This window comes from Synechococcus sp. PCC 7336 (assembly GCF_000332275.1).
Taxonomy (GTDB): Bacteria; Cyanobacteriota; Cyanobacteriia; order Thermostichales; family PCC-7336; genus PCC-7336.
Window position 1 is genome coordinate 698,334 of record NZ_CM001776.1, and the last position, 24,408, is coordinate 722,741.

The following is a 24,408-nucleotide window of genomic DNA, read 5'->3' on the forward strand; positions in this document are numbered from 1 at the left end:
GCGTTGAGCACGAGATAGTGCAGATAATTGAAAATTTTTGAGAGGTGCCCCAACCATTGATGCCGTAAGGCGTTGAGCACATCAGTCTATTGCCCCGATCTTGCAGGGGGAAGAAGAGTGCCCCAACCATTGATGCCGTAAGGCGTTGAGCACGCGATCGCCTAACAACCGATTGCGGAGGCGGTACGGTGCCCCAACCATTGATGCCGTAAGGCGTTGAGCACAGGCACAGGGGCTAACGGCTTTTCAAAGCTAAATCGTGCCCCAACCATTGATGCCGTAAGGCGTTGAGCACCTTTGAACCCCTAAATGCTTTGTCCATGCTTTTGGTGCCCCAACCATTGATGCCGTAAGGCGTTGAGCACACAGATCTCTCTCATAAGGAAGAAAGCAGAGAGAGGTGCCCCAACCATTGATGCCGTAAGGCGTTGAGCACTCGTCGATTGTGGCGGTGGGGACGACACACTGTAGCCGTGCCCCAACCATTGATGCCGTAAGGCGTTGAGCACTCTTCCTTCAGCCCCGCATCGGTATGCCCAAGCCTCCCAGTGCCCCAACCATTGATGCCGTAAGGCGTTGAGCACCATGCCAGAGTTAGTGAGGCCCTTGACGTAGACTGTGCCCCAACCATTGATGCCGTAAGGCGTTGAGCACCAGGTACCAAGCTGCAAGAGCAGTTGGGGGCTACGTGCCCCAACCATTGATGCCGTAAGGCGTTGAGCCCAGAAAGAAAAAGCAGCTTGGAAGGAAATAATGGCGTGCCCCAACCATTGATGCCGTAAGGCGTTGAGCACTACCCTCGCACTCACTGAGCCTGTCATGCACCTCCCGTGCCCCAACCATTGATGCCGTAAGGCGTTGAGCACTCTCTCCTCCTGTAGTATCAATATTAAATATTTAAAGGTGCCCCAACCATTGATGCCGTAAGGCGTTGAGCACGGGTGGTAGAAGAGCCGAAGAATTTAAGCCCAGAGGTGCCCCAACCATTGATGCCGTAAGGCGTTGAGCACTTTGAAATATACAAGATCGGCACTTGAATCTTCCAGTGCCCCAACCATTGATGCCGTAAGGCGTTGAGCACTCCAATAATCTTTCGGGGTTTGGCGAATCCGTTCGTGCCCCAACCATTGATGCCGTAAGGCGTTGAGCACCTAGGATAAGCGGAGTGGATGAGGGCTAGGATTGTCTGTGCCCCAACCATTGATGCCGTAAGGCGTTGAGCACAGACCTGCAGTGCGATCTCCACCACCCAGCAAGCCAAGTGCCCCAACCATTGATGCCGTAAGGCGTTGAGCACAAACGAAGACGCAACCAGTGACCAAACAAATGGTTTGGGTGCCCCAACCATTGATGCCGTAAGGCGTTGAGCACGAATCGAGCGAGAAGGATCTCAGGTCAACCAGCCGTGCCCCAACCATTGATGCCATAAGGCGTTGAGCACCACCACACCCCAGTGGAAGGATGCGCGGCATAATGTGCCCCAACCATTGATGCCGTAAGGCGTTGAGCACATATCTGAAAGTAATGTTGCTGGCACGACTCACCGTGCCCCAACCATTGATGCCGTAAGGCGTTGAGCACCCTACAAGCGATCGCAGTCCGCGTGGCTGACTTGTTGTGCCCCAACCATTGATGCCGTAAGGCGTTGAGCACACTGAGAAAACTGCAGAATAATTTTACCTTTCTTAGTGTGCCCCAACCATTGATGCCGTAAGGCGTTGAGCACTCATCGGCACGGATGGTGGGCTCGGGCCACTCCAAGTGCCCCAACCATTGATGCCGTAAGGCGTTGAGCACGAGAACTAGGTCAAAGAGTCGTTATTAGGCAATTTGTGCCCCAACCATTGATGCCGTAAGGCGTTGAGCACATTGATTTATAAGCGGCAGAGTTAGCAATGACTGGTGCCCCAACCATTGATGTCGTTCACGAGGATTGAGCTTGGGAGCGAGCAGGGTTTGATAGATAGAATGGTTCCATGATTATTTGGAAAGCTAGGTGTAATTCATGACGTCCTAGCTTTTTTTCTGCCTCTTGGCAATCCCCTAACCCTTGCTAGACCTGCCTCCTGAGCTGTAGTGTCACCCCGCCAGGTGTGGCACTCATTTGCAAGCGATCGCCATTTGACTTTTGCCGCAGTAGGGCAAATTCAAACACATCGGTCTCAATGCTGGTGTCTGAGGCTTGGGAATGGTATCCCGATTTCGCAATCGTGGGTTAGAACCTCTCGACCCGGGCCTGGAAAGAGGCAAGGGAAATTTCACACCGCGATCGCCGATCGCGGATCGTAGGACTGCACCTGCTTGAGTTGCTCGTACAACTCTCGCTCCCGTTCTGTGATGTTGCTGGGAACGTTCACCTGAATCACCACAAACTGATCGCCGCGATCGCCCTTCCCCTTCGGAAACCCCTTACCGCCCAAGCGCAGCCTCTGCCCCGACTGAACCCCAGCAGGCAGATTGAGCTTCACTTCTCCATCCAGGGTCGGCACATCCACTGCCCCCCCCAGAGCAGCTTCGCTTGGCGATATCGGCAAATCGCAATAGACATCAGAGCCCTCTAGGCGGAAGAACGGATGGGGCTTAATTTTAACCTTGAGGTAGAGATCTCCTGCGCCGCCGCTGGGATTGGGATGGCCCTGCCCCCGCAGGCGAATCTTCTTGCCATCCGTAACTCCAGGGGGAATGTTGACGGTCAACGTACGAGAGCTATCCACTCGCAACCGTTGCTGCCCGCCCTTGTAGGCATCGATAATACCCAGTTGAATCAGCGATTCGGCATTGTAGCTTTGGGCGGTACGTCCCCTGGCACCGGTCTGAAAACCCGAGCTCGGGCCGTAACTGCGTCCGCCGCCCCCCATGCGGCCCAATAACTGATCGATAAAATCTTGGAAATCGTCAAACTGGCTGAAATCAACTGTTTGACCCACCGCCGGATCGAAATCCCCAAACGGGCTGCTGTAGGCAGTCCTCCCGCCCGTGCGAAATCCCCCTTGGTTGAAATATTGACCGAACTGGTCGTATTTGCGGCGCTTGCCACTGTCGGAGAGGATTTCGTAGGCTTCGCTGACGTCTTTGAACTTCTCCTCAGCCGACTTGTCGCCGGGGTTGACATCGGGATGGTATTTGCGGGCGAGCTTGCGATAAGCCTTCTTAATGTCGTCTGTGCTGGCGCTGCGGCCCACTCCGAGAATTTTGTAATAGTCCTTAAAATTTTGCATTTCGCTTTCCTCAACTGCCCGATCTCGCCCCAACTCGGCCTCTCCGATCAAACTGTGGCGGAGAATTTGCGATCGCGCAGCGTAACACTTTCAGTATTCCCTAGTGTCGCCCCATCGGAAATCGCTATCCGCTAGGATATTGCGGCTCTAAGCTTTACGAACGAAGGGGTGCGCCGCCAAGATCGAACAGCACACCCAGTCGCGTCGCACGTTACTGCGCTTTGGTTTCAGTCAGCCAACGATCTAGCACGCGCTTATTTGGATTCAGTGAATTCGGCATCAATGACATCCTCATCGCTGCCGCCACTGGCCGCTTCGCCAGCGGTTTCTCCAGCACCAGCGCCAGGTCCGGCAGCACCATCAGCTGCGCCTGCCTGCTGGTAGAGATCGCTGTTGACGGCATACAGTGCTTCTTGTAGAGCCGACTCCTTCGCCTGGATGGCCTCGTCATCATCCTGCTCGATCGCCTCGCGCACCTCTTTAATCAAGCTTTCCAGATTAGCTTTCTTATCGGCGGGAATCTTATCGCCGAGCTCGCCAATCTGCTTCTCTGCTTGATAGGCCAAGCTGTCGGCCCGGTTGCGACGCTCGATCTTCTCGCGACGCTCTTTGTCCTCTTGAGCGTGCTGCTCGGCATCTTTCACCATCCGATCGACTTCACCGCCTTCCAGGGTAGATGCCCCCGTGATCGAGATGCTTTGTTCCTTGCCGGTGCCCTTATCTTTCGCAGATACGTTTAACAGACCGTTGGCATCGATATCGAACGTCACTTCAATTTGAGGAACGCCCCGTTGGGCGGGAGGAATGCCATCCAACTTGAACCGACCCAGAGACTTGTTGTCGCGGGCCATTTCGCGCTCGCCTTGAATGACGTGGATCTCGACCGAAGATTGGCCGTCCTCCGCAGTCGAGAAAGTCTCGGACTTGCGGGTGGGCACAGTGGTGTTGCGCGGAATCAGCTTGGTGGACACGCCACCCAAGGTTTCTACCCCCAGAGATAGGGGAGTAACGTCTAGCAAGAGAACGTCTTTGACTTCGCCCGCCAGCACGCCCGCCTGAATCGCGGCACCCACGGCCACCACTTCGTCCGGGTTGACCGACTCGTTGGGCTCCTTGCCAATGATGTCTTTCACCAATTGCTTGACGGCAGGGATGCGGGTGGAACCGCCCACCAGTACGACTTCATCAATGTCGGACTTGCTCAGCTTGGCATCTTGGATAGCTTGCTCGACCGGATGGCGAATGCGATCGAATAGCGAGGAGGTGATTTTCTCGAACTGGGCTCGGGAGAGTTTGAGATCGAGGTGTTTGGGGCCTTCGGCGGTAGCCGTGATGAAAGGCAGGTTGATGCTAGTTTCTGCGACGCTAGATAGCTCGATCTTGGCCTTCTCGGCGGCCTCTGTCAGACGCTGCAGGGCTTGGCGATCGCTGCGCAGATCTACCCCTTCCATTTTCTTAAACTCTGCAGCCAGCCAATCCACAATCTTCTTATCGAAGTCGTCGCCACCCAACTGAGTGTCGCCGCTGGTGGATTTCACCTCGAACACGCCGTCCCCCACTTCTAAAATGGAGACGTCAAAGGTACCGCCGCCCAAGTCGAACACGAGAATCATCTCGTTGCTCTTGTTGTCGAGACCGTAGGCCAGAGAAGCTGCAGTGGGCTCGTTGATAATGCGCTTGACTTCTAAACCAGCGATGCGACCGGCATCTTTCGTCGCTTGTCGCTGCGAGTCGTTAAAGTAAGCGGGAACGGTGATGACCGCTTCGGTCACAGTCTGGCCCAGATACTTGCTAGCTTCGTCCACCAACTTGCGCAGCACCATCGCCGAAATCTCTTCGGCGGCAAATTCTTTGTTCTGACGGGGGCAATTGATTTTGACATTGCCCTTTTCGTCTTTGAGGACTTTGTAGGGAACCTCCAAAGTCGCGGGATTGAGTTCGTCGTACTTGCGTCCGATGAAGCGCTTGACAGAGTAGAAGGTATTTTCGGGGTTGAGCACCGATTGGCGGCGAGCCATTTGACCGACGAGGCGATCGCCATCTTTGCTGAATCCCACTACAGACGGCGTGGTGCGGGTGCCTTCTGCGTTGGCAATAACAGTGGGTTGTCCCCCTTCCATGACTGCGACCACTGAGTTAGTGGTTCCCAGGTCGATTCCGACTACTTTACCCATGAACGACTGGCCTCCTTGTGCTGCAATTCGGGCGTTGGCTTAGCGACTTGCATGCTAGTGATGTGCGTGCAAGGAACGAGCGATCGTTATATATCGCCATTTCTGGTCGCTATTTCTGGAGGTGCGATCGCCGATTGCAACTGGAAATCTGATTTACGATTGCATAGCCTCCCTACTGTGCGACTCGTAAGAGCGTTGACAGTAGTATTTGCATGATAGAAAGCCAGTCTGAGGAAGGCTGTAGAGAAAACCCCACCTCCCGAGTGGTAATTCCCTTGAAGGTGCCTCCAGCGGAGGCTGCCGCTAGAGTGGTTAGCGAGTCAATTGAGTTGTGCGATCGCGGTTGGAAGCAGTTATGGTGCAGTCTTGGCAGTTAGACATTCGTCCCGATGTGCCGTCTATGGTGCAGCGGGGGATCGAGTTGTGGCAACAGTGGGCGGCTGAGGCGATCGCCGAGCGCGGCTGCTTCTCCGTTGCACTCTCGGGAGGCAGTAGCCCCAAGGTGTTTTACGAGGGGTTGGCGTCTGCAGATTTGCCTTGGGACAAGCTGTATGTGTTTTGGGGGGACGAGCGTTACGTTCCACAGGACCATCCCGATAGCAATTACCGCATGGCAAAACAGGCACTGCTCGATCGCGTGCCCATTCCTGCATCCCAGATTTTCCCGTTTCCAACCGGTGCGGGCAATCCGCAGGTGGATGCGGCGACCTACGGCGATCGCCTGCGCGAGGTGTTCAAAGGGGACTGGCCCGAGATCGATTGCACGTTGTTGGGGGTGGGTGGGGATGGTCACACTGCGTCGTTATTCCCCGCAACGGAGGCGTTGAATTCTCAAGCGTGGGTAACTGTGGGAAATAAGTCGGGGGAACCGCGTTTAACGCTGACATTCCCAGCCCTCAATGCCAGTCGTCGGGTGGTGTTTTGGCTTGCGGGTGCCGGAAAGGCGGAGATTGTGAAAACGTTGCTGACGACGAATGCGGGTTTGCCCGCCCAGTCCATTCAGCCGCATGGAGAATTGATTTGGCTGTGCGATCGGACAGCAGCAGCGGCGTTGCCGTTGGTGGGAGCGGGGCCGTAGCGTCCGTAACTTCTAACGCAGTACCAACCAGTCTTCTGAGGCAAAGATAGACCTTGCGGGGACGGCTCGTGCTAGCTCGGCAGAATCTGCAGATTCGTCATTGGGGCGCTGGACTGAGGGCTCGGCGGGAGCTAGAGCAGACAAACCCAGGGCTGTGGCTACGGCTGTAGCGATCGCTAAATCCACCAGTAGCTGTAAAGTCTTTGCCACGATCTCCTTTCTCCAATGTCGCTGTCAGCCCTTCTGAGCCGGACGAGATCTCTCTCTATTCAGACATTGAACTGCCCTTACCTGAACCCCATCTGCGATCCCCCCCCACTTTGCGGTTAGAGTCAGTCCAAAAGAGATTCATCCTTAACTCATCGTCTACTTAGATCTATGTCTTGGAACTTTATCAAATGCGCCCGCGAGTCCAACAGTTGGTAGCAAGCACAATTGAAGGCGGTTTTGCGTAGCGGCGCCTTCTGTCAGTCCTCCTCGATATGGAGGCGAATGGTGCGGGCGGCATCGCTGAGGCCCAGTTGAATTGCGAGGGTGCTGCTGGCGAGATTGTCGAGATTTTCTAGCAGCGATCGCAGGTGGGGCGTACTGGCGCCACTTTGCCCGTCAAGCTTGTCTGCTAAATTTCCCAACCGCTTCCAGGTGGTGTAAACCTTTGCGATCGCCTGTTCGAGTTGTGCCGCTTGATTGACGAGATCCGCAGTTTGATTCAAGCAACCAATCCGCAGAGATTCGTCTAAGGCCGTTTCGAGATTCACGTCTGCCCCAGTCAGCGCCTGTACGCGCGCGGCAGATTCGATGTATTTCGACAAATAGCGGGCCGAAGCAGTGGCCTCTTTGAGGGTTTCTAGATCGGGGTTGCGGGCGACCTCAGTGGAGATTGTGTGTTGGTGTTCTTCGGGCAGTTTCTCCATTTCGCGCACGAGCGGAGCCAAATAGCGGGTGGGAATGACATTTTCGGCTGCTTTAGCCCGGACTTCTGCGGGCAAGAGATCGGAGGTCATGGCGGTCCACTCGTCGGAGAGTTGACGCACTTCTCGGCGAGTAATGCGATCGCCCCGCTGAGCCGCCTCTGCCACCATTTGCTGCACCTCTGGCGCAGCCTGGGCGGTTTCCACAAAGGCCCGCTTGCTAAATCGCTCGATCGATTCTGGCTCTAATTGGCCGTCTGTCAATAACCGATCGGCACTATCGGCTAACTCGATCCAGCGATAAGCCTGACTTTTACCAATCTCCCGCTCCCGCAGCCAGTGGAGAAACCCCTGCCCGCGCCCGCCGCCATTCAGTTTTTCGCGATCGCGAATTAGCCGCAAAATCCGCCCCCGCCAAATATCCGATTGCAGGTCGAAGCGATCGCACACCAACCAGGCTGCATCCACCCGTTGGATAAATTCCGCTTCCGAGAGGCGATCGTCTTCGGGATCGGGCAAGGACAGATCGAGCGTTGCCACTCCATCCAAGACTTCGGGGGTGAGGGTGGCCGTCAATTCGGAAGTAGGACTCATCCAGGGGCAAGCAAAGAAACTGCCGCATCATTATGGCACGCACCTCTCGGGTGGCTCTCCATTTTTTTCGGTCAGGTTTCGATCGCGTTAAACCTCCGGTTCGATACCCGCCGCCCGCAGTTGAGCGGCCAACTGCTCGGCCCGCTGAGCTTCAGCATCGGCCCCGACGCTCCCGATCGCCGAGCTCGGTTCCCCACAGCAGCAATTCCCCAGTTTCATTCCACCAGCGCAGCCAAAAGCCCTGCCGGTTCTCCCTCGTCCCCTGCCAACCCCCTAAAAATAATTGCATTTCCGGCAGCCAACAGCGCCCGTCCCCATCGAACGATCGCAGCTTGTAACGATCTTCGCCATCCAAACGATCAATAAATTTCGGGTACAAAAGTTTGTAGCGATATTGGCGGTCGCAGGTACTCGCTATCCTGCTGTCGAGGAGGCAAGACCAGTGGCTCTGGGGCGAGATTTTTGTAGGGAATCATGCTCAATAGGTGGGCAATACAGTTGAGTCGAGCTTTACGTTTGTTGTCGCTATCCACGACATACCAAGGCGATCGCTTAATATCTGTGGCATCAAACATGGCATCTTTTGCTTTTGAGTAATCTACCCAACGCGCTCGGGCCTCTAAATCCATCGGACTCAACTTCCATTGTTTGCTAGGGTTTTGAATTCGCTCTTGGAAGCGTTTTTCTTGCTCTTCATCACTGACTGAAAACCAATATTTGATCAGAACGATTCCGGCCCGCTTGAGCATACACTCGAACTCGGGGCAAGAGCGGAGAAATTCGTAGTATTCCTCTTCAGTACAAAACCCCATCACCCTTTCGACACCAGCTCGATTGTACCAACTGCGATCGAACAATACTATTTCGCCTGCCGCAGGAAGGTTCGCCACATAACGTTGAAAATACCATTGTGTTCTTTCGCGATCGCTAGGCTTACCTAGTGCCGTGACTCGACAGAAACGAGGGTTCAAACAATCCATAACTCGTTTGATAGTGCCACCTTTTCCAGCCGCATCGCGCCCTTCAAAAATCACAACAACCTTCAAGCCTTTCTCGATAATCCACTCCTGCAGTTTAACGAGTTCTAGCTGCAATCGTTTCAGCTCTTTTTCATAGGTCTTTTTTGTTAACTTCTTCGCTGCAGATTCGATCTTCAGACCACCGTTATGAATAAACCTGGCCTGTTGAATCTTATGTTTAGATTTTTTCCTCTCTTTTTTATATTTCAATTTTGATAAGCGATCTAGTTCTTGTTTCCTTAAGGAAGGATCGCTAGCTTTCTCATTTTGATGAGAGCTCTTTTTGGTTTTGTTTTTTTTAGGCATATCCATATCTCCCAGTGAAATTATGTCTAGAAGGCCACTCGTCCAGTTATCAATGAAGTGAGTATGCTATCTTCCTCCTAGCGGGATAAGCATCCCATCCTGAATATAACAAACGAAAATATTGATAAAAAATCTAGCCTCCCTTAAATTTACGTAAACTTTTGATAACTATTTTTGATGGGGACTTTGTAGAGTTTGGTTTTGTTTTAGCATAATCTTATTTTGGGCTGCAACCTGTAACATTCGAGAACGCCTATAGTATTACGCTCTGTTCCTTGCATAGATCGTTGAAATTCCTGCCTCGAAATCTTGTTAGATTTAAATTCACAACAAACAACTACGAGCGATGTAGAAATATGGAATTTAGACACCCGAATACATCTCAAGATGGGGATAGTGATACCCAGTCTGTTTCTGTCTCTGTTAATAAGTATATAAGAATTATAATCATCCTCTCGATCGGATTTGCAATTGTTGCATTGTTTTCTCTACCCTTTGAAGTCTTTTTAGGGGCCTTGTTCTTCTTGCTCGCAATTTGGTCGCTGACACCTTTAGGAGCGCGCTGGACAGTTTTTATTATTTCGTTCGCGATTGGAGTGGTTTTAACAATCGTATTGGCTTGGTTGGCCAGCGGTGCTTCTAATGAAATTATAGCGGGAGATCCTATCGCTGAGATTATTATTCGAGAATTAAATGGTATTGATAATAACTGGCTCCTTCTAGCATTGTTCGGGTGGTTTGGGGGGCTGATTTATTCCATCCTGAATGATGGCAAACTCGAGATCCCCACTGCTAAAGGGGATGAAAATAGCATTAAGCCTGGTTTTGTGGGGGACGTGTTAGTCGGTGTTGCCGGGGCATTCGTCGCATTTACCTTGATTGTCAGTTCAACTAGCAGCGGGCAAAGTGTGGAGGATGCCGCCGCCTCAACGCTGATCGCGATTGGTATTGTGGGTGGGTACGGCGGCAAAGCGATCTTGAAAGCTGCTCTGAAAAGGTTTGTCGATCGCATTGACGAGGCCGAGCTCGATCGCCTTGCCAGTCAGGTGCAGGATAGAACGTCTCAAAAACAACTACCCTCTCAAACAGAAGGCGATTCCTCAACACCCCCTGCCCTCGAAGAACCTGACGCGCAATCCTTTACACCACAACCCGCGCAATCCGTACCCCCTACAGCTGAAACAGCTCAAATTCGATCTAACCCTTGGGATGAAGCACTGGCGACAGCGCCCACAACGGGAGCATCGGCCATCACGGCGAGCCAAGATGGACTTGCGGGTGGCATTGCTGCATCTAGAAAAATGGCCGAAACCGATTTGCCACAAATCTTGCCGATTGAGGACCGCTTCGAAAAAGTGGGAGCTCAATTCGATCTGCCACCAGCTCTGCTCGCGGCGATCGCCAGTCGCGAATCCCGAGCGGGAAAAGCACTGCAAGGGGGACTGGGCGATCGCGGCAATGCCTTTGGTTTATTGCAAGTCGATCGCCGCTTCCACACTCAAGCAGGGTTAGGAGGCGATCCGGCCAGCGAGGCACATCTCGAACAGGGGGCAGGAATTTTGGCAGACTATCGCCAACAGGTCCGGCAAAAGCAGCCCACCTGGGAGGATGTATATGTTTTAAAAGGGGCGTGCGTTGCCTATAACGCAGGGGTTGGTAACGTTCAATCTAAAGAGGGGTTGGATCGGGGTACCACAGGTGAAGACTATAGTTCGGATGTCATCGCCCGCGCCCAATTTTATACTGCTTATCTTAAAAGCTTAGCTGAGGCCAAATCTCTGACTCCAAGTTCAGCCGCGTCAGATGTGATGCCCGTTAGCAGCATTGCGGCTGTTTTAGAGCGGGTGGAAGAGCCCATTAGCATTGCCGATTGGGATAGCGAGCTGACCGCTTCAGTTGAAGCAGCCCTCATTCATCTCGGCTTTCTGAGCGAGAGCGACGATGTCAATAAACTGCGTTCCGCTTGGAAGAGATTCAAAGGCAGCGCCAGCCAAGCAAATCCCGACCTGATTGGTCCCGGTAGCGCTCGATTGTTAATGGATGCTCTCGGAGTTCCCCACTCGGCTGCTGCCGAACAGTCTCCTACTGGCAATGAGATGACTAACGAAAATGCAGGCAGGCAAGCGGGGATCTCTAAAACACTGCCGACTGGAGGGCGAGTTTTCGAACATGAATTTATTGTGCTGGGGGTGCCCTTAACGTGGGGTGAAGCCACTAAAGGCATGCAGCGCTGGCCCACTCAACCAGCTGAAGTCGAGAATGCCAAACGTCTGGCGGAGGTCTTTGGCGAAGTTCGTCGCGCTTACGGAAAGCCCTTGATTATCACCTCTGGATTTAGGCCAGAACCGATCAATTCTCAAGTGGGGGGCAGTTCGGGCAGCATGCACATTCCCTTTAAAGCACTGGACATCCATCCCACTGATGGCAACTACAACCGTTTACTCGACATCCTGAGACAAAACCCTAAGGTAGGAGGAATTGGCTTGGGTCAGGCTAAGGGCTTTTTACATCTGGATATTCGAGAACGCATCAATGGAAAGCCCGTGGAATGGCCCTATTGAGCCGTTGGGTCGTTGCCCCTCTCCAATGTAAATTGGATCGGATATCTCTGTTTGGAATGGGTCTTACGAGCCATGCTGCCCACTGACCTATTGAGTTTTCGCCGCAATGGCGAATCTGTTGTGCCGCTGCGGCTGCAGTTAAACGAGCGCAATCTGGCGATCGCCGCCGATCTAATTTCTACCTTTGCCGCCAGCCAAGGGGAAACTCAAGGCACGCTCGATCGCCAACTGCAAGACCTAGAAGGAGACAGCCCCGACTATCGCCTCCGTCGCGGTCTGGCCCATATCCTCAAAAGCAGCTTCTGCTCCTTTGACATCGTCAGCCCTCTCGATCCGCCCATGCTGCGCCAGCGAGTCTTCGGTCTCGCCGCCCAAACCACCTCAATCCCAACCAATACTGCAGGCACGCTCGCTACTCTCGCCACCCAGCTCAGCCAGGAACTCGAGCGCGAAATTCATCCCCAGCAAATCCAAACCGGCCTCTATGCCGACCTGCAAGAGAACCGCATCCTCAGCGAATTCGACGCCCCCACACCCGAGGCGCTGCTGCACCGCTTCAACCTTTCCCAAGTGCAAGGCATCTTCTACAAAGCCACCCACATCACCCTCAACGCCCACCGCAACGATCCGGGCGAATACAAGCTGTTATTTCGCTATCTCAAACTGTTTCAATTAATGGCCTATATCGAAGGGGATGCCGATCGCGGCTTCACCATTACGGTGGACGGCCCCACTAGCTTGTTTAAGCCCAGCACCCGCTACGGGCTGGCGATCGCCAAACTGCTGCCAGCCTTGCTCCACGTCACGAAATGGAGTCTGGCCGCTACCCTCAAGATCCGCGACTTCTACACGAAAGAATACCGCCAGTACCGCTACACCCTCGACTCCGACTGCGGTCTGGTCACCCACTACCCCCCCGGCAAACCCTACGACAGCATGCTGGAAGAATCGTTTGCCTCCCGTTGGGACAAGCTCGGCACCGACTGGAAACTAGAGCGAGAGGTGGATCTGATCCCCATCCCCGGTAGTGTCATGATTCCCGATTTTCGCTTGGTGCATGCCGATGGGCGATCGCGATTGCTGGAAATTGTCGGGTATTGGCGGCCGGAATATTTGCGCAAGAAGTTTTCTCAAGTGCACCAATCGCAGCGGGAGGATCTGATCTTGGCGGTGTCCGAACGACTCAATCTGGAGAAGGCTGGCGTGAAGCTCCAACAGGTTTCAGTACCGATTGTCTGGTTTAAGCACAAATTATCGCCCAAGGCTGTCTTAGAGGTTTTGGACGAATAAGCTGGCTCCCCTTCAAGAATTAGAATGTCTTTTTAAGGTGACTCTTACGTTAAAGCTTCAAAACCAGCCACAATGTCGAGCAGCTCGGCGGTAATCGCGCTTTGGCGTTGGCGATGATATCGGGCTTTGAGCTCCGCTAGACGCTCTTCAATATTCTTCTCGGCAGACTGCATGGCGGAAAGGCGACTGGCGTTTTCGCTGGCCAGAGAGGCAGCAAAGGCTCGATAAAGACTGACGAAGAAATACTCGCGAATGAACTCAGAGAATAGCTGTCTGGCGTCGATTGTAAACATGGGTAGGGCCTGGGAGGGCCACTCCCGATCCTGCAAGCGATGCAGCCAGCTCGCATCGACTGGGCATAACTGCAGAGAGTACGAGCGATAAGAGGCAGCGGTCAGCGGACGGTTGTAGAACAATAGAATTCGCTCGATCTGCTGCTGCGATCGCCACTCCTCGATCGCAAACAATAGATTCTGCACCGCAGGCATAATTTCTGTGGCCGAGTTCGGTACCGCAACTGTTTCCGCAACGGGATAGCCCCGATGGCCCATCGGCGTCTCAATCCGCGCGCCTATAGCTGCGATCGAGATGTTCGCCGGTTCTATCTTCAGCCCCTTCAAACGCTCTGCTGTATAAGCTGCGATCCGTTCGTCAAATTGGCCGCACAAGCCCCGATCCGATCCCCAAACAAGCGCTCCTACCCGTCCCGCAGCGGTGCTTTTCGGCAACAAGTCTGGGCCGTATCGATCGGAAAAACGCTGCTGCTGGAGCATCACTTGCAAGCCCATTTCAACGGTTCGGCTGTAATCTTCGAGCGATTCCATCGCCTTGCGATACTGCTGAATGCTGACAGAGGCGAGGGCCTTCATCGTTTTTACAATCGCTTGCAAGTCTTCCACACTCTCGATCTTGGCTTGCAGTGCTTCTGGCGTCAGTCCCATCTCTGGCCTGCCTTGTCAGATTCAAAGTTTGCAATCGCTTTGCGGGCTCGTTCCAAGAGGGCTTGACGATCGCCATCGTCGAGGGGATCGCCCGCGTTAATGCGATCGCAAAGGTGGGGTAACTGTTCTGTCACGGCTGTGCGGATGGCGCGAGCGGCGGCGTCAACGTCAGGGATGGGAATGCGATCGAAAATCCCGCCACTGACCGCCAGCAATACCGCAATTTGCTCCTCTGCCGACAGGGGTTGGGATTGGGGTTGTTTGAGCATTTCGCGCACCCGCCGTCCCCGCTCTAGCATGCGGTGGGTCTCCTCATCCAGTTGGGTGCCAAAGCGGGCGAACACTTCCAACTCTTGAAACTGAGCGTAGGACAGCCGCAGGTCGCCCGCAACCGCCCGATAGGCCGACAGTTGGGTTTTGCCGCCCACTCGCGAGACGGACTGGCCCACGTCGATTGCCGGTAAGATGCCCTGCTGAAACAGATCGGGAGACAAATAGATTTGTCCGTCGGCGATCGAGATGAGATTAGTGGGAATGTAAGCCGCAATATTCTGGGCTTGCGTCTCTGCAATGGGTAAAGCCGTCAGCGAACCGCCCCCCAACTCCGGCTTGAGATGGGTGGCCCGTTCCAGCAGTCGGGAGTGAAGGTAGAAAATATCCCCCGGATAGGCTTCTCGACCGGGGGGACGGCGCAACAATAGCGACAGTTCTCGATAAATCCAAGCATGTCGTGTCAAATCGTCGTAAACGATCAGAACGTCGCGGCCTGACTCCATAAAATACTCGGCCATTGTGGTGGCAGCGTAAGGGGTGATGTACTGCAACCCCGGCGGGTCTTCGCCGGTTGCGACTACCACGATGCTGTAATCCATCGCACCGCGATCGCGCAAATCGCCAATGACCTCGGCCACACTCGACGACCGCTGGCCGATGGCGCAATACACGCAGATAACCCCTTTATCCCGTTGGTTGATAATGGTATCCACGGCAACCGCTGTCTTGCCCGTTTGGCGATCGCCCACAATCAGCTCTCGCTGGCCGCGACCGATGGGAATAAGAGCATCCACCACCTTCAGCCCCGTTTGCAGGGGGACTTCTACGGGAGCCCGGTCCATAAATGGCGGGGCTTGTCGCTCGACAGGGCGGCGGCCCTCTGCTTGCACCGATCCCGAGGTATCCAGCGGACGACCGAGGGCATCCACCACCCGACCCAAGAGCGCTTCGCCCACGGGAACGTCTAAGATACGACCGGTCCGCTGCACCTTGTCCCCCACTGCGAGGGCTTCGCTCGGCCCCAGCAAGATCGTGCCCAGACTGTCTGGATCGAAGTTATATGCGATGCCGTAGACGTTACCGGCAAAGCGTACCAGTTCATCCGCTCTGACGTTGGGCAGCCCTGCAACGGTCGCGATCCCCTCGCCGACCGATCGAACGCTGCCAACCTCGCGAGACTCCAGGACGGGGCGATAGCTCTCTAGCGATCGCCCCATCAGTTCGAAAGTCTCTTCCAGCGTTGCTTGCAACGGTTTTTGACAGTCTCCATTCATCCCATTTCCACTCCTCCTCGATGGTTTGATAAGACTGTAGAAAAGCGTTCTTCTAAATTTTCTAGGTAAGAGTCCAAACTCCAGGCGATGGCGCGATCGCCTGCCTGCAGCTCAATCCCCGCAATTAACTCCGGCGAGGTGGAAAACTGCACTCCATCTCCGCCGAGCAACTGCTGCTCTCGCAGGCCGTCAAGCAAATTCTGGCGCATCTGGGGGGAAAGGTCGAAACCACTGCGAACGGCAAGATCCCGACCGGACTCCCGCCAAGATTCCAGCAGTTGCGCTCGCTCCCGCTCCTCCAAAGCTTTGAGGCGTTCGAGCAAGACGGCTACGGCCCGCTGTTCGATCTCGACATTGGCCACATCTTGTAAGGCGCGACGGGCGATCGCCCAAGCCTCGCGAGCGATCCGCTGCTTTAAAGTGGCGAGGAATTCATCCCGTTCTCGTCCCACTGCCCCTTGCCAGCCCGCCTGGAAGCGATCGACATCCATGCGGGCCTGTCTGATGAAATCCTGGCGCACTCCCTCCGCTGCGGCCTTTGCCTCGGACATCAGTTCTTCCTGCTCTCGTTCTAACTCCTGCTGCTGCTGGCGATAGCGCTCGGCCTGCCGTTGTGCCTCCGCCTGTTGCCGCTCGGCTTCCTGCCAGCGATCGTCAATCCGCTGCTGGCGATCGCGCATTGTTTGAGTGATGGGACCGTACAAAAAACGCTGCAGCAGTAATACCAAGATAATAAAATTGACAATTTGAGCAAAAAAGGTGAACCAATTAATCGACACTGCATTACCCCCCCGACCTTTCTAAAAAGTGGTTCCAAAAAGGATTGGCAAATAGCAGAATCATGGAAACCACAAAGCAGTAAATCGCGGTGGATTCAACCAGTGCCAAACCGACAAATAAGGTGCGCGTAATCGTATTGGCGCGATCGGGTTGTTGGGCCAAAGCACCCAAAGCGCGAGCCAGCGCTAATCCTTCTCCAATCGCGGGTGCAATCGAGCCGATCGCGATGGTCGCACCCGAAACAATAATCGAGACAACTCCAATCAAACCGAGATTATCCATTATCTATTTCTCTCTTGAAGCCTGCTGAATGTGTTATCTCAGTCGAGCGTCTGTTGAGTGCGCATTCCAGACGTAATATAGACCATTGCCAGGATGGAAAAGACATATGCCTGAATCACCCCGATCAATAGTCCAAATGCTTGCATAACAGGAGGAATGAATAATGGCACGAGCGATACAAGAATCGCCACCAGCAGATTGCCACTCATAATGTTTCCAAACAGGCGAATTGCGAGCGATGCCGTCCGCGAAATCTCGCCGATGAGTGTGAAGGGTAACATCAAGGGCGTCGGTTGAATATAGTTTTCGAGATAACTCAGTAAACCGACTTTTCGAATGCCAAACAGAGGCACTGCGACAAAAACGCAGAGCGCCAACGCGGATGTGGTCGAGAGAGAGGCGGCGGGCGATATGTAAAACGGCACGATTGCCAGCAGATTGGCAATCGCAATGAATAGAAAGAGAGTCCCGATGAACGGCAAATACGGCTCCGGTTCTTGCTCGCTGGCATCGCGAATTTGGCCGGAGATAGATTCCACAATAATTTCAAGTACATTTTGCCAATTCGAGATCTGTGAGTCTACTGACAGATTGCGCGTGACGAGCCAGGAGCCGACAACTAAAACTGCCATAACCAACCAGGTGAAGAGAATCGTGGCATTCAGACCAATATCGCCTAAGTGCAAAAGGATAATATTGTCAGGATTAATTTCCATGCTGCGACTCCTCTACGTGTGATTTCCATTGGAGTTGCTTGAGTTGTAAGCGATGTATTAGCAGACTGCGAGCCAACAGGAACCCTCCCAGACAGGCCAGTGCCCGTTCCCACTGTCCATTCGTTACCAGATAAATACCAATGAGAGCAACCGTCAATCGACCCAGGAAGCTGCCGACAAATAATCGGATTGGCCATTGCGTGCTCGGCAATTGTCGTACTGTCAGCCAGAGCATCCCAAAGTAAAAGTATCCGAGCCCAAAGCCCAATGGCAAGGCAGTGAATAGATGCCAATTTAGGTTCATAATAATCTCTCTTAGCAGCATTTTCGATCGGAATGAGACGTTTTGGGACGATCGTTCAAATCAGTGTTGCATTGATTCGTCGAGAAAAATATGGTTAGAAACTGCTTACCCTCAATCATCCTGGCTTTCCTCTCGAATCCAAAACCAAGCATTCCAGCAGCCCAGCACTACGCCAGCAAACAATAGCATCAGTGTCCAGGAATAGCGGCTCGGCCATTGCCGATCGATCCAAGCCCCGATCGCAATTCCAATGAGCGTGGGAACAGTGACGCTCCACCCCACGAGGCCAAAGGTTCCCATCCAAAATAAGACTCCACCTTCCCCTTCTTGCCTTGCCTGCTGTTTTCGAGTCGATTTATCCCGAATGCTCTGGCGAAAGGTATTCCGAAAGTGACGCCGTTTTCGAGTCGTTAAATCGTCAGGCTCTGTCATTGCCGATCCCTCTCATTTCGGCCAGCCCCCGCACAAAACTTGCCTCCAGCTTAGCGAGGGCAGAGCGCGATCGCCTCTCTCGTTCGTCTAAGGCAAGAAAGCGCTCCTCCACGGCTTGCATCAAGGTGTCTAGATCGTCCCCCCGAATTGCTTGTCGAGTCGCCACCAACACCTCCGAGCCGCATTTCACCAAGACGCCCCGATCGATCGCGAGAAAGACTTCTCCATCTCCACCAGAGTCAAACGACAGAATACCGGGTACGAGGGTGGCAACGAAATCGATGTGATTGGGCAACAAGCAGAAGGAGCCATTGGCCGCTTCGGCGATCGCTTTGCTGACGCGGGCCACGAGAAAAACCCCTGTCGGCAGCAAGACCTTCAACTTCATTTCGGTACTCATGCCCCCTGTACTCCTGCTTCGTCGATGGCCCCAATCATGTACAGCGATCGCTCCGAAAAACGAACAAACTCGTCATTCAAAATGCTTTCGCAGCCCGAAATGGTGGCCTCCAGAGAGACCAACTTGCCGCTCTTGCCAGTAAATTGCTCAGTACTGAAGAAGGGTTGCGTCAAAAATCGCTCCAGCTTGCGGGCGCGATCGACCATCTGGCGATCGCTTTGGGACAGTTCCTCGATGCCTAGCATGGCGATAATGTCCTTCAACTGTTCGTAAGTGGCTAGCGTGCGTCTGACTTCCCGAGCAATTTGGTAATGTCTGTTCCCAACCACAGTCGGCGTCAGCATTTTCGAGCTGGAGCGCAGCAAGTCAACTGCCGGATAAAACCCCTCGCTGGCCCGCTTGCGAGACAGCACGATCGAGGAAGACAGGTGACCGAATGTCTGGACGGCGGCGGGATCGGTAAAATCGTCGGCTGGCACGTAGACCGCTTGAATGGAGGTGATTGCACCGGTTGCCGTACTGGAGATGCGCTCCTCAAACTCAGCCAAGTCTGTCAGTAAGGTGGGCTGGTAGCCCACCCGAGAGGGCAGCCGCCCCATTAAGCCAGAGACTTCCTGTCCGGCTTGGATAAACCGAAAGATGTTATCAATCAGCAGCAGGACATCTCGTTTCGCATCGTCGCGGAAATACTCCGCCATTGTCAGGGCAGCATGCCCCACCCGAAACCTGGCACCGGGAGGCTCGTCCATCTGGCCGAAGACCATGATGGTGTTATCCAGCACTCCCGCCGCTTGCATTTCCCGATACAGCTCTTCAGCTTCTCGATTGCGTTCGCCAATGCCGCAAAAGATGCCGATGCCCTCGTACCCACTTGCCATGTTGTGGATGGTCTCGGCGATTAAGACCGTCTTGCCGACGCCGGCGCCGCCAAACAAGCCAGCTTTTCCCCCTCGCTCTAATGGGGCGAGCAGGTCGATCGCTTTGATGCCGGTTTCTAAAACCTCCGAGAGGGTAGAGCGTTGCGATAGCGGGACGGGAGCTCGATGGAGCGATCGCCACTCTCCCCCCACGATCGGTTCTTTGCGATCGACGGTTTCCCCAAACACATTCAACACCCGACCGAGCAAGCGCTGGCCTACGGGTACCTGGAGGGGTTGGTTTGTGGCGATCGCGGGCGATCCCCTAGCTAAACCCGCAACTGGGGTCAAGGCAATGCCTCTGACCGTCTCGGCATCGCGCTGCTCCACGACCTCAATCACGACGCGGCCATCTTCCCCCGCCCGCAACTGGCTGTACAGTTTGGGAAGCTGCTGGGAAAATTGCACGTCGATTACGCTACCCCGAAACGAAACGACTTTGCCTCGATTCATTGCAACTGCCTCAATTCTGGCTGAGGACCGCTCCGCCCTGTACCTAGAACTCTAATGTGGCTTCTAGAAAGAGCACAGAGCCAAGTGCCAGAGTGCTGGCATTTCCTCACAACAATTCACAAAGGCCCAGTTTGCGATGCTGTCCGATTGCCATCTTGCGGTCGGGAGATTTCCCGTTCAAAAGTTACCGGCCAATTGAGGTTCGTCAATGCAGTCTACAGTTACGGCTGGCAGGCTGCGAGGACCTAGCGGCAGCCTCGGCCTTGCCCTAGCGGTACTCTAGAGTCAGACTTTGTGGTTCGCCCGAGATATGCCCGCACCCCGAGCAGACTTCGATACTCCCTGGAAAGAGGTGCTGGAGATTTACTTCGAGCCCTGTCTCCAGTTCTTCTTCCCTGCCGCCCACGCCCAAATTGACTGGTCGCGTCCCTACGAGTTTCTCGACAAAGAGTTACAGCAAGTTGTTCGCGATGCCGAGCTGGGCCGTCGCTATGCAGATAAACTGGTCCGGGTCTGGCTACTCGACGGACTGGACATGTGGATTCTCATCCATGTGGAAGTGCAGGGCAACAAAGATGACTCCTTCCCGGAACGCATGTACATCTACAACACCCGCATTGCCGAGCGCTACGGTCGCCCCGTGGCGAGTTTAGCCATCCTCTGCGACACTAGTCCCAATTGGCATCCCAGCGAATTTGTCCGCGAGGTCTTGGGCTGTCGTCTGGAGTTCCGCTTTCTCACCGCAAAATTGCTAGGCTACAAGCAAAGATGGGCCGAATTGGAGGCCAGCAGCAATCCGTTTGCGACCATTGCGATGGCTCACCTGCAGGCACAAGCCACCCGTCGAGACCAGCGCGATCGCCTGCAGTGGAAGCTGCGGTTGATTCGACGGCTGTACGGGCGGGGTTTCGAGCGCGAGGATGTCATCCAGCTATTCCACTTCATCGATTGGGTGATGGCATTGCCGGAGGAATTGGAGCGAGAGGTCTGGGAAGAGATTCAAGCTTACGAGCGGGAGCAGAGGATGCCTTACATCAGCAGCGTGGAAAGAATTGGTCTGGCCAAAGGGCTCGAACAAGGGCTCGAACAGGGGCTCGAACAAGGGCGCGAACAAGGACTCGAACAGGGGCGACAACAAGAAGCGCTACGCATGCTGCTGCGTTTATTGGCAAGTCGATTTAGCTCTATTCCAACTTCACTTCAGACTCAACTTCGGGAGCTTACGGTAGTGCAGCTAGAAGGATTACTCGATACAGTCTTAGCCGCTGACTCACTCGAACAACTTTCCGAATACTTGGCCCAAAGGTCATCTGACTCGTAATCTTCAGACTCAGGGGGCTGACTCTTCCGCCAAGATGCCACGAGCTCCAGGGAAATTTCCAGCGCGGCAATGACCAACCAATGGGTGTCCACCCGAAGGGGGAAGGTCTACTAAGGTAACGATTAGAGGGAAGTCGATGGGACTTCAGACCCACACTGCATCGGATCGGCGATCGCCCTCTCGCACTAGTGGGGACAAACGGTTTCGCCTGCTGGACGCCACCATGAAACAGCACCAATATCAGCAGGACGCGCTGATTGAGGTGTTGCATCGGGCGCAAGAATTGTTTGGCTATCTGGAAGAAGATTTACTCCTCTATATCGCCCACAGCCTGAAGCTGCCCCCCAGTCAGGTGTACGGAGTTGCAACCTTCTACCACTTTTTCTCCCTCAAGCGCAAAGGGGCACATACTTGCGTGGTGTGCATGGGAACAGCTTGCTACGTCAAAGGGGCTCCCACCGTATTGGGGGCAATCGAGCGATATGCGGGGATAGCGGCGGGGGAAACCACCGCCGACGGGGAATTGTCTCTCGTCACTGCTCGATGTTTGGGAGCCTGCGGTGTCGCACCAGCTGTGGTGCTGGATGGGGAAACGGAGGGGCACCAAACCCCCGCACTGGCGATCGCCCGCTTGGAGGAGTGCTTGCAGCGTGGATCTGAGTGAATTACAAGAGATTGCCGCCACGCGGCAGCGGCGTTTGGAGAAGCAGCGGATTTGTTGCTGCACGGTGGGGAGTTGTCTGTCTGCGGGAGGGGCGGCCCTGAAGGAGGCGCTGGAGGAAGCCGTCACCGAGGGGGGATTGGGGGGACAAGTCCAGGTGAGTGGGGTGGGTTGCATGGGGCTGTGTAGTAGAGGCCCTCTAGTCCGCATCGACCCGGACGAGCACTTATACGAAACTGTGCTGCCCGAGCGAGCCGAGGAGGTGGTTCGGGCTCTGGGGGGAGAAGCCGTCGAGCTGCGTCAAGGGGATCTCCAGCACCCGTTCTATACTCTGCAGCAGCGGATTGTCTTAGAAAACAGCGGCAAGATCGACCCCGAGGCGATCGAGGACTACATTGCAGCCCAAGGCTATCTAGCCCTGCATCGGGTGTTGCGGGAGATGGCAGCGGAGGCGGTGGTGGAAGAAATTGCCCGCAGCGGTTTGCGGGGACGCGGCGGGGCTGGCTATCCGACGGGGTTGAAATGGGCCACTGTGGCTAAAATGCCCCCCGGGCCGAAATATGTCGTGTGTAATGCCGACGAAGGGGACCCCGGAGCCTTTATGGATCGCAGTGTGTTGGAAAGCGATCCCCATCGCGTCTTGGAGGGTATGGCGATCGCCGCCTATGCCGTGGGAGCCAGCCAAGGGTTTATTTACGTGCGGGGGGAATATCCGCTGGCGATCGGCCACCTGCAAACCGCGATTCGTCAAGCCCGCCGCTACGGCTTGCTCGGCAGCCAAATTTTTGAATCGCCGTTCGATTTCCGCATTGACTTGCGCATTGGAGCTGGGGCATTTGTATGTGGCGAAGAGACCGCCCTGATGGCCTCGATTGAAGGCAAGCGCGGCCTGCCCCGACCCCGACCTCCCTACCCGGCAGAGTCGGGCCTGTGGGGATGTCCCACCCTCATCAACAACGTCGAAACCTTTGCCAATATTCCCGCCATCATTCGCAGGGGAGCCGATTGGTTTGCCAGTATTGGCACCGATCGCAGCAAAGGCACTAAGGTGTTTTCCTTAGCGGGCAAGGTGCGCAATACTGGCTTAATCGAAGTGCCGATGGGAACTCCGCTGCGACAGATTGTGGAGGCAATGGGGGGTGGCGTTCCCGAGGGGGGAGCGGTGAAGGCCGTGCAGACGGGGGGGCCGTCGGGTGGGTGCATTCCGGCAGAGGCACTCGATACGCCTGTGGACTACGAGGCCCTGACCGAGCTGGGCTCCATCATGGGATCGGGCGGCATGGTGGTGATGGATAGTGCCACCAACATGGTGGATGTGGCCAAGTTCTTTATGCAGTTTTGCATGGAAGAATCCTGCGGCAAGTGCATTCCCTGCCGCGCTGGCACCGTTCAGCTCTATCAACTGCTGGACAAAATCCGCTCGGGTCGGGGCTGTTTGGCGGATCTGGAGTTGCTCGAAGATCTGTCCGATATGGTGAAATACACCAGTTTATGTGGATTGGGGCAGTCTGCCCCCAATCCGGTTTTCAGTACGCTGCGCCATTTCCGCGACGAGTATGTCGCGGCGATCGCCGCTCGCCATTCCCCATCCTCAGGAGGATCTTCAGATGCTCGATCGACCTAGGCTTCTCTTCTTTCTGTTCGGTGTTTTGGCCCTGGTCTTGGCCCTGTCATTCCTAGTGCTGTACCGACCGATTAGCTGCACCCCCGAACTGTCTCGGGAATGTACGACGCTCCTACCGTTCGACCTATCGGTGGGGTTGCCGGGAATGGGGGGGGAATATGGCCGTTAAAACCCTCACGATCGATGGCCAACTCATCACGGCTCGCGAGGGGGAAACCCTGTTGCAGGCTGCTCGCGAGGCGGGCATTGAGATTCCGACGCTGTGCTATTTAGACGGAGTTTCGGAGGTGGGAGCCTGTCGGCTGTGTCTGTGCGAAGTGGAGGGCCAATCCAAGCTCTTGCCCGCCTGCGTCACCCAAGTGGCGGAGGGGATGGAAGTCCGCACCGACAGCGAGCGGCTGCAACGGTATCGCCGCATGACTGTGGAGTTGCTGTTTGCGGAGGGCAACCATGTTTGTGCCGTTTGCGTGTCGAACGGCAACTGCGAATTGCAGGATTTGGCGATCGCCGTCGGGATGGATAGCGTGCGGTTTGCCTACCAACATCCCCAACGATCGGTCGATATCTCTCACGAACGCTTCGGTCTCGATTTCAACCGCTGCATCCTCTGTACCCGCTGCATTCGGGTGTGTGACGAGCTCGAAGGGGCACACACTTGGGATATGGCCGGTCGCGGTCGCACCTCCCGCGTGATTGCGGACATGAATCAGCCTTGGGGAGAGGCCCAAAGCTGCACCTCCTGCGGCAAATGCGTCAGTGCCTGTCCGACGGGGGCGCTATTCAATCGCGGCTCCACCGTAGGGGAGATGGTCCACGACAAAGATCGCCTAGAGTTCATTGCCAAGGCCCGTCAGAACAAAGAGTGGTTGATGTAGGAGA

23 protein-coding genes and 1 CRISPR repeat array (1 of these 24 cut by a window edge) are annotated in these 24,408 nt (G+C 54.8%); of the genes, 8 read left to right on the top strand and 15 right to left on the bottom strand.

The window, feature by feature from the left end; translation table 11 throughout:
• A CRISPR array of direct repeats spans positions 1–1,938; the repeat unit is 36 nt; unit sequence GTGCCCCAACCATTGATGCCGTAAGGCGTTGAGCAC (it extends 3,179 nt beyond the left edge of the window).
• Positions 1,939–2,258: 320 nt separating this feature from the next.
• The gene (locus SYN7336_RS03415) at positions 2,259–3,218 is read right to left on the bottom strand and encodes a DnaJ C-terminal domain-containing protein (protein ID WP_026100660.1); all 960 of its coding nucleotides are present in this window, start codon (positions 3,216–3,218) and stop codon (positions 2,259–2,261) included.
• A 254-nt stretch (positions 3,219–3,472) separates the two neighbouring features.
• On the bottom strand, positions 3,473–5,392 hold the full coding sequence (dnaK, locus tag SYN7336_RS03420; RefSeq protein WP_026100661.1) for a molecular chaperone DnaK: 1,920 nt from the start codon (positions 5,390–5,392) through the stop codon (positions 3,473–3,475).
• A 355-nt stretch (positions 5,393–5,747) separates the two neighbouring features.
• Here dnaK and pgl point away from each other — a divergent pair, with 355 nt between their 5' ends.
• Positions 5,748–6,470 (top strand): 6-phosphogluconolactonase, encoded by a 723-nt coding sequence (pgl, locus tag SYN7336_RS03425; protein ID WP_017324521.1) that lies wholly within the window; start codon positions 5,748–5,750, stop codon positions 6,468–6,470.
• A gap of 12 nt (positions 6,471–6,482) precedes the next feature.
• On the opposite strand, the gene SYN7336_RS30445 is transcribed toward pgl, so the two are convergent.
• The 4 genes from SYN7336_RS30445 to ppk2 all read right to left on the bottom strand — a co-directional run bounded on the left by SYN7336_RS30445 (position 6,483) and on the right by ppk2 (position 9,306).
• The gene (locus SYN7336_RS30445; RefSeq protein ID WP_017324522.1) at positions 6,483–6,680 is read right to left on the bottom strand and encodes a hypothetical protein; all 198 of its coding nucleotides are present in this window, start codon (positions 6,678–6,680) and stop codon (positions 6,483–6,485) included.
• Positions 6,681–6,937: 257 nt separating this feature from the next.
• Complete coding sequence (locus SYN7336_RS03435) at positions 6,938–7,975, bottom strand: hypothetical protein (RefSeq protein ID WP_017324523.1); 1,038 nt, start codon at positions 7,973–7,975, stop codon at positions 6,938–6,940.
• An 87-nt stretch (positions 7,976–8,062) separates the two neighbouring features.
• Entirely contained in the window at positions 8,063–8,194 is a 132-nt protein-coding gene (locus SYN7336_RS32600; RefSeq protein WP_255346703.1) for a hypothetical protein, read from the bottom strand.
• A 140-nt stretch (positions 8,195–8,334) separates the two neighbouring features.
• Positions 8,335–9,306: a polyphosphate kinase 2 gene (gene ppk2 / locus SYN7336_RS03445; RefSeq protein WP_017324525.1), complete on the bottom strand. Its 972-nt coding sequence runs from the start codon at positions 9,304–9,306 to the stop codon at positions 8,335–8,337.
• Between the two features lie 590 nt (positions 9,307–9,896).
• Here ppk2 and SYN7336_RS27655 point away from each other — a divergent pair.
• Together SYN7336_RS27655 and SYN7336_RS03460 are read left to right on the top strand one after the other, a co-directional pair.
• Positions 9,897–11,861, top strand: coding sequence for a D-Ala-D-Ala carboxypeptidase family metallohydrolase (locus SYN7336_RS27655; protein ID WP_162139079.1), 1,965 nt, complete (start codon positions 9,897–9,899; stop codon positions 11,859–11,861).
• Positions 11,862–11,912: 51 nt separating this feature from the next.
• On the top strand, positions 11,913–13,151 hold the full coding sequence (locus tag SYN7336_RS03460; protein ID WP_369791870.1) for a DUF790 family protein: 1,239 nt from the start codon (positions 11,913–11,915) through the stop codon (positions 13,149–13,151).
• 44 nt (positions 13,152–13,195) lie between these two features.
• Here SYN7336_RS03460 and SYN7336_RS03465 read toward each other — a convergent pair whose 3' ends face one another.
• The 9 genes from SYN7336_RS03465 to atpD form a co-directional block, all read right to left on the bottom strand.
• Entirely contained in the window at positions 13,196–14,092 is an 897-nt protein-coding gene (locus tag SYN7336_RS03465) for a F0F1 ATP synthase subunit gamma (protein WP_017324528.1), read from the bottom strand.
• The gene (locus SYN7336_RS03470; RefSeq protein ID WP_017324529.1) at positions 14,083–15,639 is read right to left on the bottom strand and encodes an alternate F1F0 ATPase, F1 subunit alpha; all 1,557 of its coding nucleotides are present in this window, start codon (positions 15,637–15,639) and stop codon (positions 14,083–14,085) included. The genes SYN7336_RS03465 and SYN7336_RS03470 overlap by 10 nt, the downstream gene beginning before the upstream one ends.
• Complete coding sequence (locus SYN7336_RS03475) at positions 15,636–16,418, bottom strand: hypothetical protein (RefSeq protein WP_017324530.1); 783 nt, start codon at positions 16,416–16,418, stop codon at positions 15,636–15,638. Before SYN7336_RS03475 ends, SYN7336_RS03470 begins: the two co-directional genes overlap by 4 nt.
• 4 nt (positions 16,419–16,422) lie before the next feature.
• The gene (locus SYN7336_RS03480; RefSeq protein WP_017324531.1) at positions 16,423–16,701 is read right to left on the bottom strand and encodes a F0F1 ATP synthase subunit C; all 279 of its coding nucleotides are present in this window, start codon (positions 16,699–16,701) and stop codon (positions 16,423–16,425) included.
• 38 nt (positions 16,702–16,739) lie between these two features.
• Positions 16,740–17,417, bottom strand: coding sequence for a F0F1 ATP synthase subunit A (locus SYN7336_RS03485; protein ID WP_017324532.1), 678 nt, complete (start codon positions 17,415–17,417; stop codon positions 16,740–16,742).
• On the bottom strand, positions 17,407–17,742 hold the full coding sequence (locus tag SYN7336_RS03490) for an ATP synthase subunit I (RefSeq protein ID WP_369791871.1): 336 nt from the start codon (positions 17,740–17,742) through the stop codon (positions 17,407–17,409). The genes SYN7336_RS03485 and SYN7336_RS03490 overlap by 11 nt, the downstream gene beginning before the upstream one ends.
• Positions 17,743–17,832: 90 nt before the next feature.
• Positions 17,833–18,153, bottom strand: a complete 321-nt coding sequence (locus SYN7336_RS03495) for an AtpZ/AtpI family protein (protein WP_017324534.1) — start codon at positions 18,151–18,153, stop codon at positions 17,833–17,835.
• Entirely contained in the window at positions 18,140–18,553 is a 414-nt protein-coding gene (locus SYN7336_RS03500; protein WP_017324535.1) for a F0F1 ATP synthase subunit epsilon, read from the bottom strand. Before SYN7336_RS03500 ends, SYN7336_RS03495 begins: the two co-directional genes overlap by 14 nt.
• Positions 18,550–19,923 (bottom strand): F0F1 ATP synthase subunit beta, encoded by a 1,374-nt coding sequence (gene atpD, locus SYN7336_RS03505; protein ID WP_017324536.1) that lies wholly within the window; start codon positions 19,921–19,923, stop codon positions 18,550–18,552. The genes SYN7336_RS03500 and atpD overlap by 4 nt, the downstream gene beginning before the upstream one ends.
• A gap of 310 nt (positions 19,924–20,233) precedes the next feature.
• On the opposite strand from atpD, the gene SYN7336_RS03510 reads away from it, so the two are divergent.
• The 5 genes from SYN7336_RS03510 (at position 20,234) to hoxU (ending at position 24,404) form a co-directional block, all read left to right on the top strand.
• The gene (locus tag SYN7336_RS03510) at positions 20,234–21,244 is read left to right on the top strand and encodes a DUF4351 domain-containing protein (protein WP_017324537.1); all 1,011 of its coding nucleotides are present in this window, start codon (positions 20,234–20,236) and stop codon (positions 21,242–21,244) included.
• A gap of 136 nt (positions 21,245–21,380) precedes the next feature.
• A complete protein-coding gene (gene hoxE, locus SYN7336_RS03515; protein ID WP_017324538.1) occupies positions 21,381–21,908 on the top strand; it encodes a bidirectional hydrogenase complex protein HoxE in 528 nt (175 codons plus the stop codon).
• Entirely contained in the window at positions 21,895–23,529 is a 1,635-nt protein-coding gene (gene nuoF, locus SYN7336_RS24250) for an NADH-quinone oxidoreductase subunit NuoF (RefSeq protein ID WP_051039732.1), read from the top strand. Before hoxE ends, nuoF begins: the two co-directional genes overlap by 14 nt.
• The gene (locus SYN7336_RS30450; RefSeq protein ID WP_156820008.1) at positions 23,513–23,698 is read left to right on the top strand and encodes a hypothetical protein; all 186 of its coding nucleotides are present in this window, start codon (positions 23,513–23,515) and stop codon (positions 23,696–23,698) included. The genes nuoF and SYN7336_RS30450 overlap by 17 nt, the downstream gene beginning before the upstream one ends.
• Positions 23,688–24,404 (top strand): bidirectional hydrogenase complex protein HoxU, encoded by a 717-nt coding sequence (gene hoxU, locus SYN7336_RS03525; RefSeq protein WP_017324540.1) that lies wholly within the window; start codon positions 23,688–23,690, stop codon positions 24,402–24,404. Before SYN7336_RS30450 ends, hoxU begins: the two co-directional genes overlap by 11 nt.
• Positions 24,405–24,408: the final 4 nt, after the last annotated feature.

Bases quoted from the DNA above. Each gene is read 5' to 3' on its own strand.
- SYN7336_RS03415 (WP_026100660.1), bottom strand. From the start codon at position 3,218: ATGCAAAATTTTAAGGACTATTACAAAATTCTCGGAGTGGGCCGCAGC.
- dnaK (WP_026100661.1), bottom strand. From the start codon at position 5,392: ATGGGTAAAGTAGTCGGAATCGACCTGGGAACCACTAACTCAGTGGTC.
- pgl (WP_017324521.1), top strand. From the start codon at position 5,748: ATGGTGCAGTCTTGGCAGTTAGACATTCGTCCCGATGTGCCGTCTATG.
- SYN7336_RS03435 (WP_017324523.1), bottom strand. From the start codon at position 7,975: ATGAGTCCTACTTCCGAATTGACGGCCACCCTCACCCCCGAAGTCTTG.
- SYN7336_RS32600 (WP_255346703.1), bottom strand. From the start codon at position 8,194: ATGAAACTGGGGAATTGCTGCTGTGGGGAACCGAGCTCGGCGATCGGG.
- ppk2 (WP_017324525.1), bottom strand. From the start codon at position 9,306: ATGGATATGCCTAAAAAAAACAAAACCAAAAAGAGCTCTCATCAAAAT.
- SYN7336_RS03465 (WP_017324528.1), bottom strand. From the start codon at position 14,092: ATGGGACTGACGCCAGAAGCACTGCAAGCCAAGATCGAGAGTGTGGAA.
- SYN7336_RS03470 (WP_017324529.1), bottom strand. From the start codon at position 15,639: ATGAATGGAGACTGTCAAAAACCGTTGCAAGCAACGCTGGAAGAGACT.
- SYN7336_RS03480 (WP_017324531.1), bottom strand. From the start codon at position 16,701: ATGGATAATCTCGGTTTGATTGGAGTTGTCTCGATTATTGTTTCGGGT.
- SYN7336_RS03485 (WP_017324532.1), bottom strand. From the start codon at position 17,417: ATGGAAATTAATCCTGACAATATTATCCTTTTGCACTTAGGCGATATT.
- SYN7336_RS03490 (WP_369791871.1), bottom strand. From the start codon at position 17,742: ATGCTGCTAAGAGAGATTATTATGAACCTAAATTGGCATCTATTCACT.
- SYN7336_RS03495 (WP_017324534.1), bottom strand. From the start codon at position 18,153: ATGACAGAGCCTGACGATTTAACGACTCGAAAACGGCGTCACTTTCGG.
- SYN7336_RS03500 (WP_017324535.1), bottom strand. From the start codon at position 18,553: ATGAGTACCGAAATGAAGTTGAAGGTCTTGCTGCCGACAGGGGTTTTT.
- atpD (WP_017324536.1), bottom strand. From the start codon at position 19,923: ATGAATCGAGGCAAAGTCGTTTCGTTTCGGGGTAGCGTAATCGACGTG.
- SYN7336_RS03510 (WP_017324537.1), top strand. From the start codon at position 20,234: ATGCCCGCACCCCGAGCAGACTTCGATACTCCCTGGAAAGAGGTGCTG.
- hoxE (WP_017324538.1), top strand. From the start codon at position 21,381: ATGGGACTTCAGACCCACACTGCATCGGATCGGCGATCGCCCTCTCGC.
- SYN7336_RS30450 (WP_156820008.1), top strand. From the start codon at position 23,513: ATGCTCGATCGACCTAGGCTTCTCTTCTTTCTGTTCGGTGTTTTGGCC.
- hoxU (WP_017324540.1), top strand. From the start codon at position 23,688: ATGGCCGTTAAAACCCTCACGATCGATGGCCAACTCATCACGGCTCGC.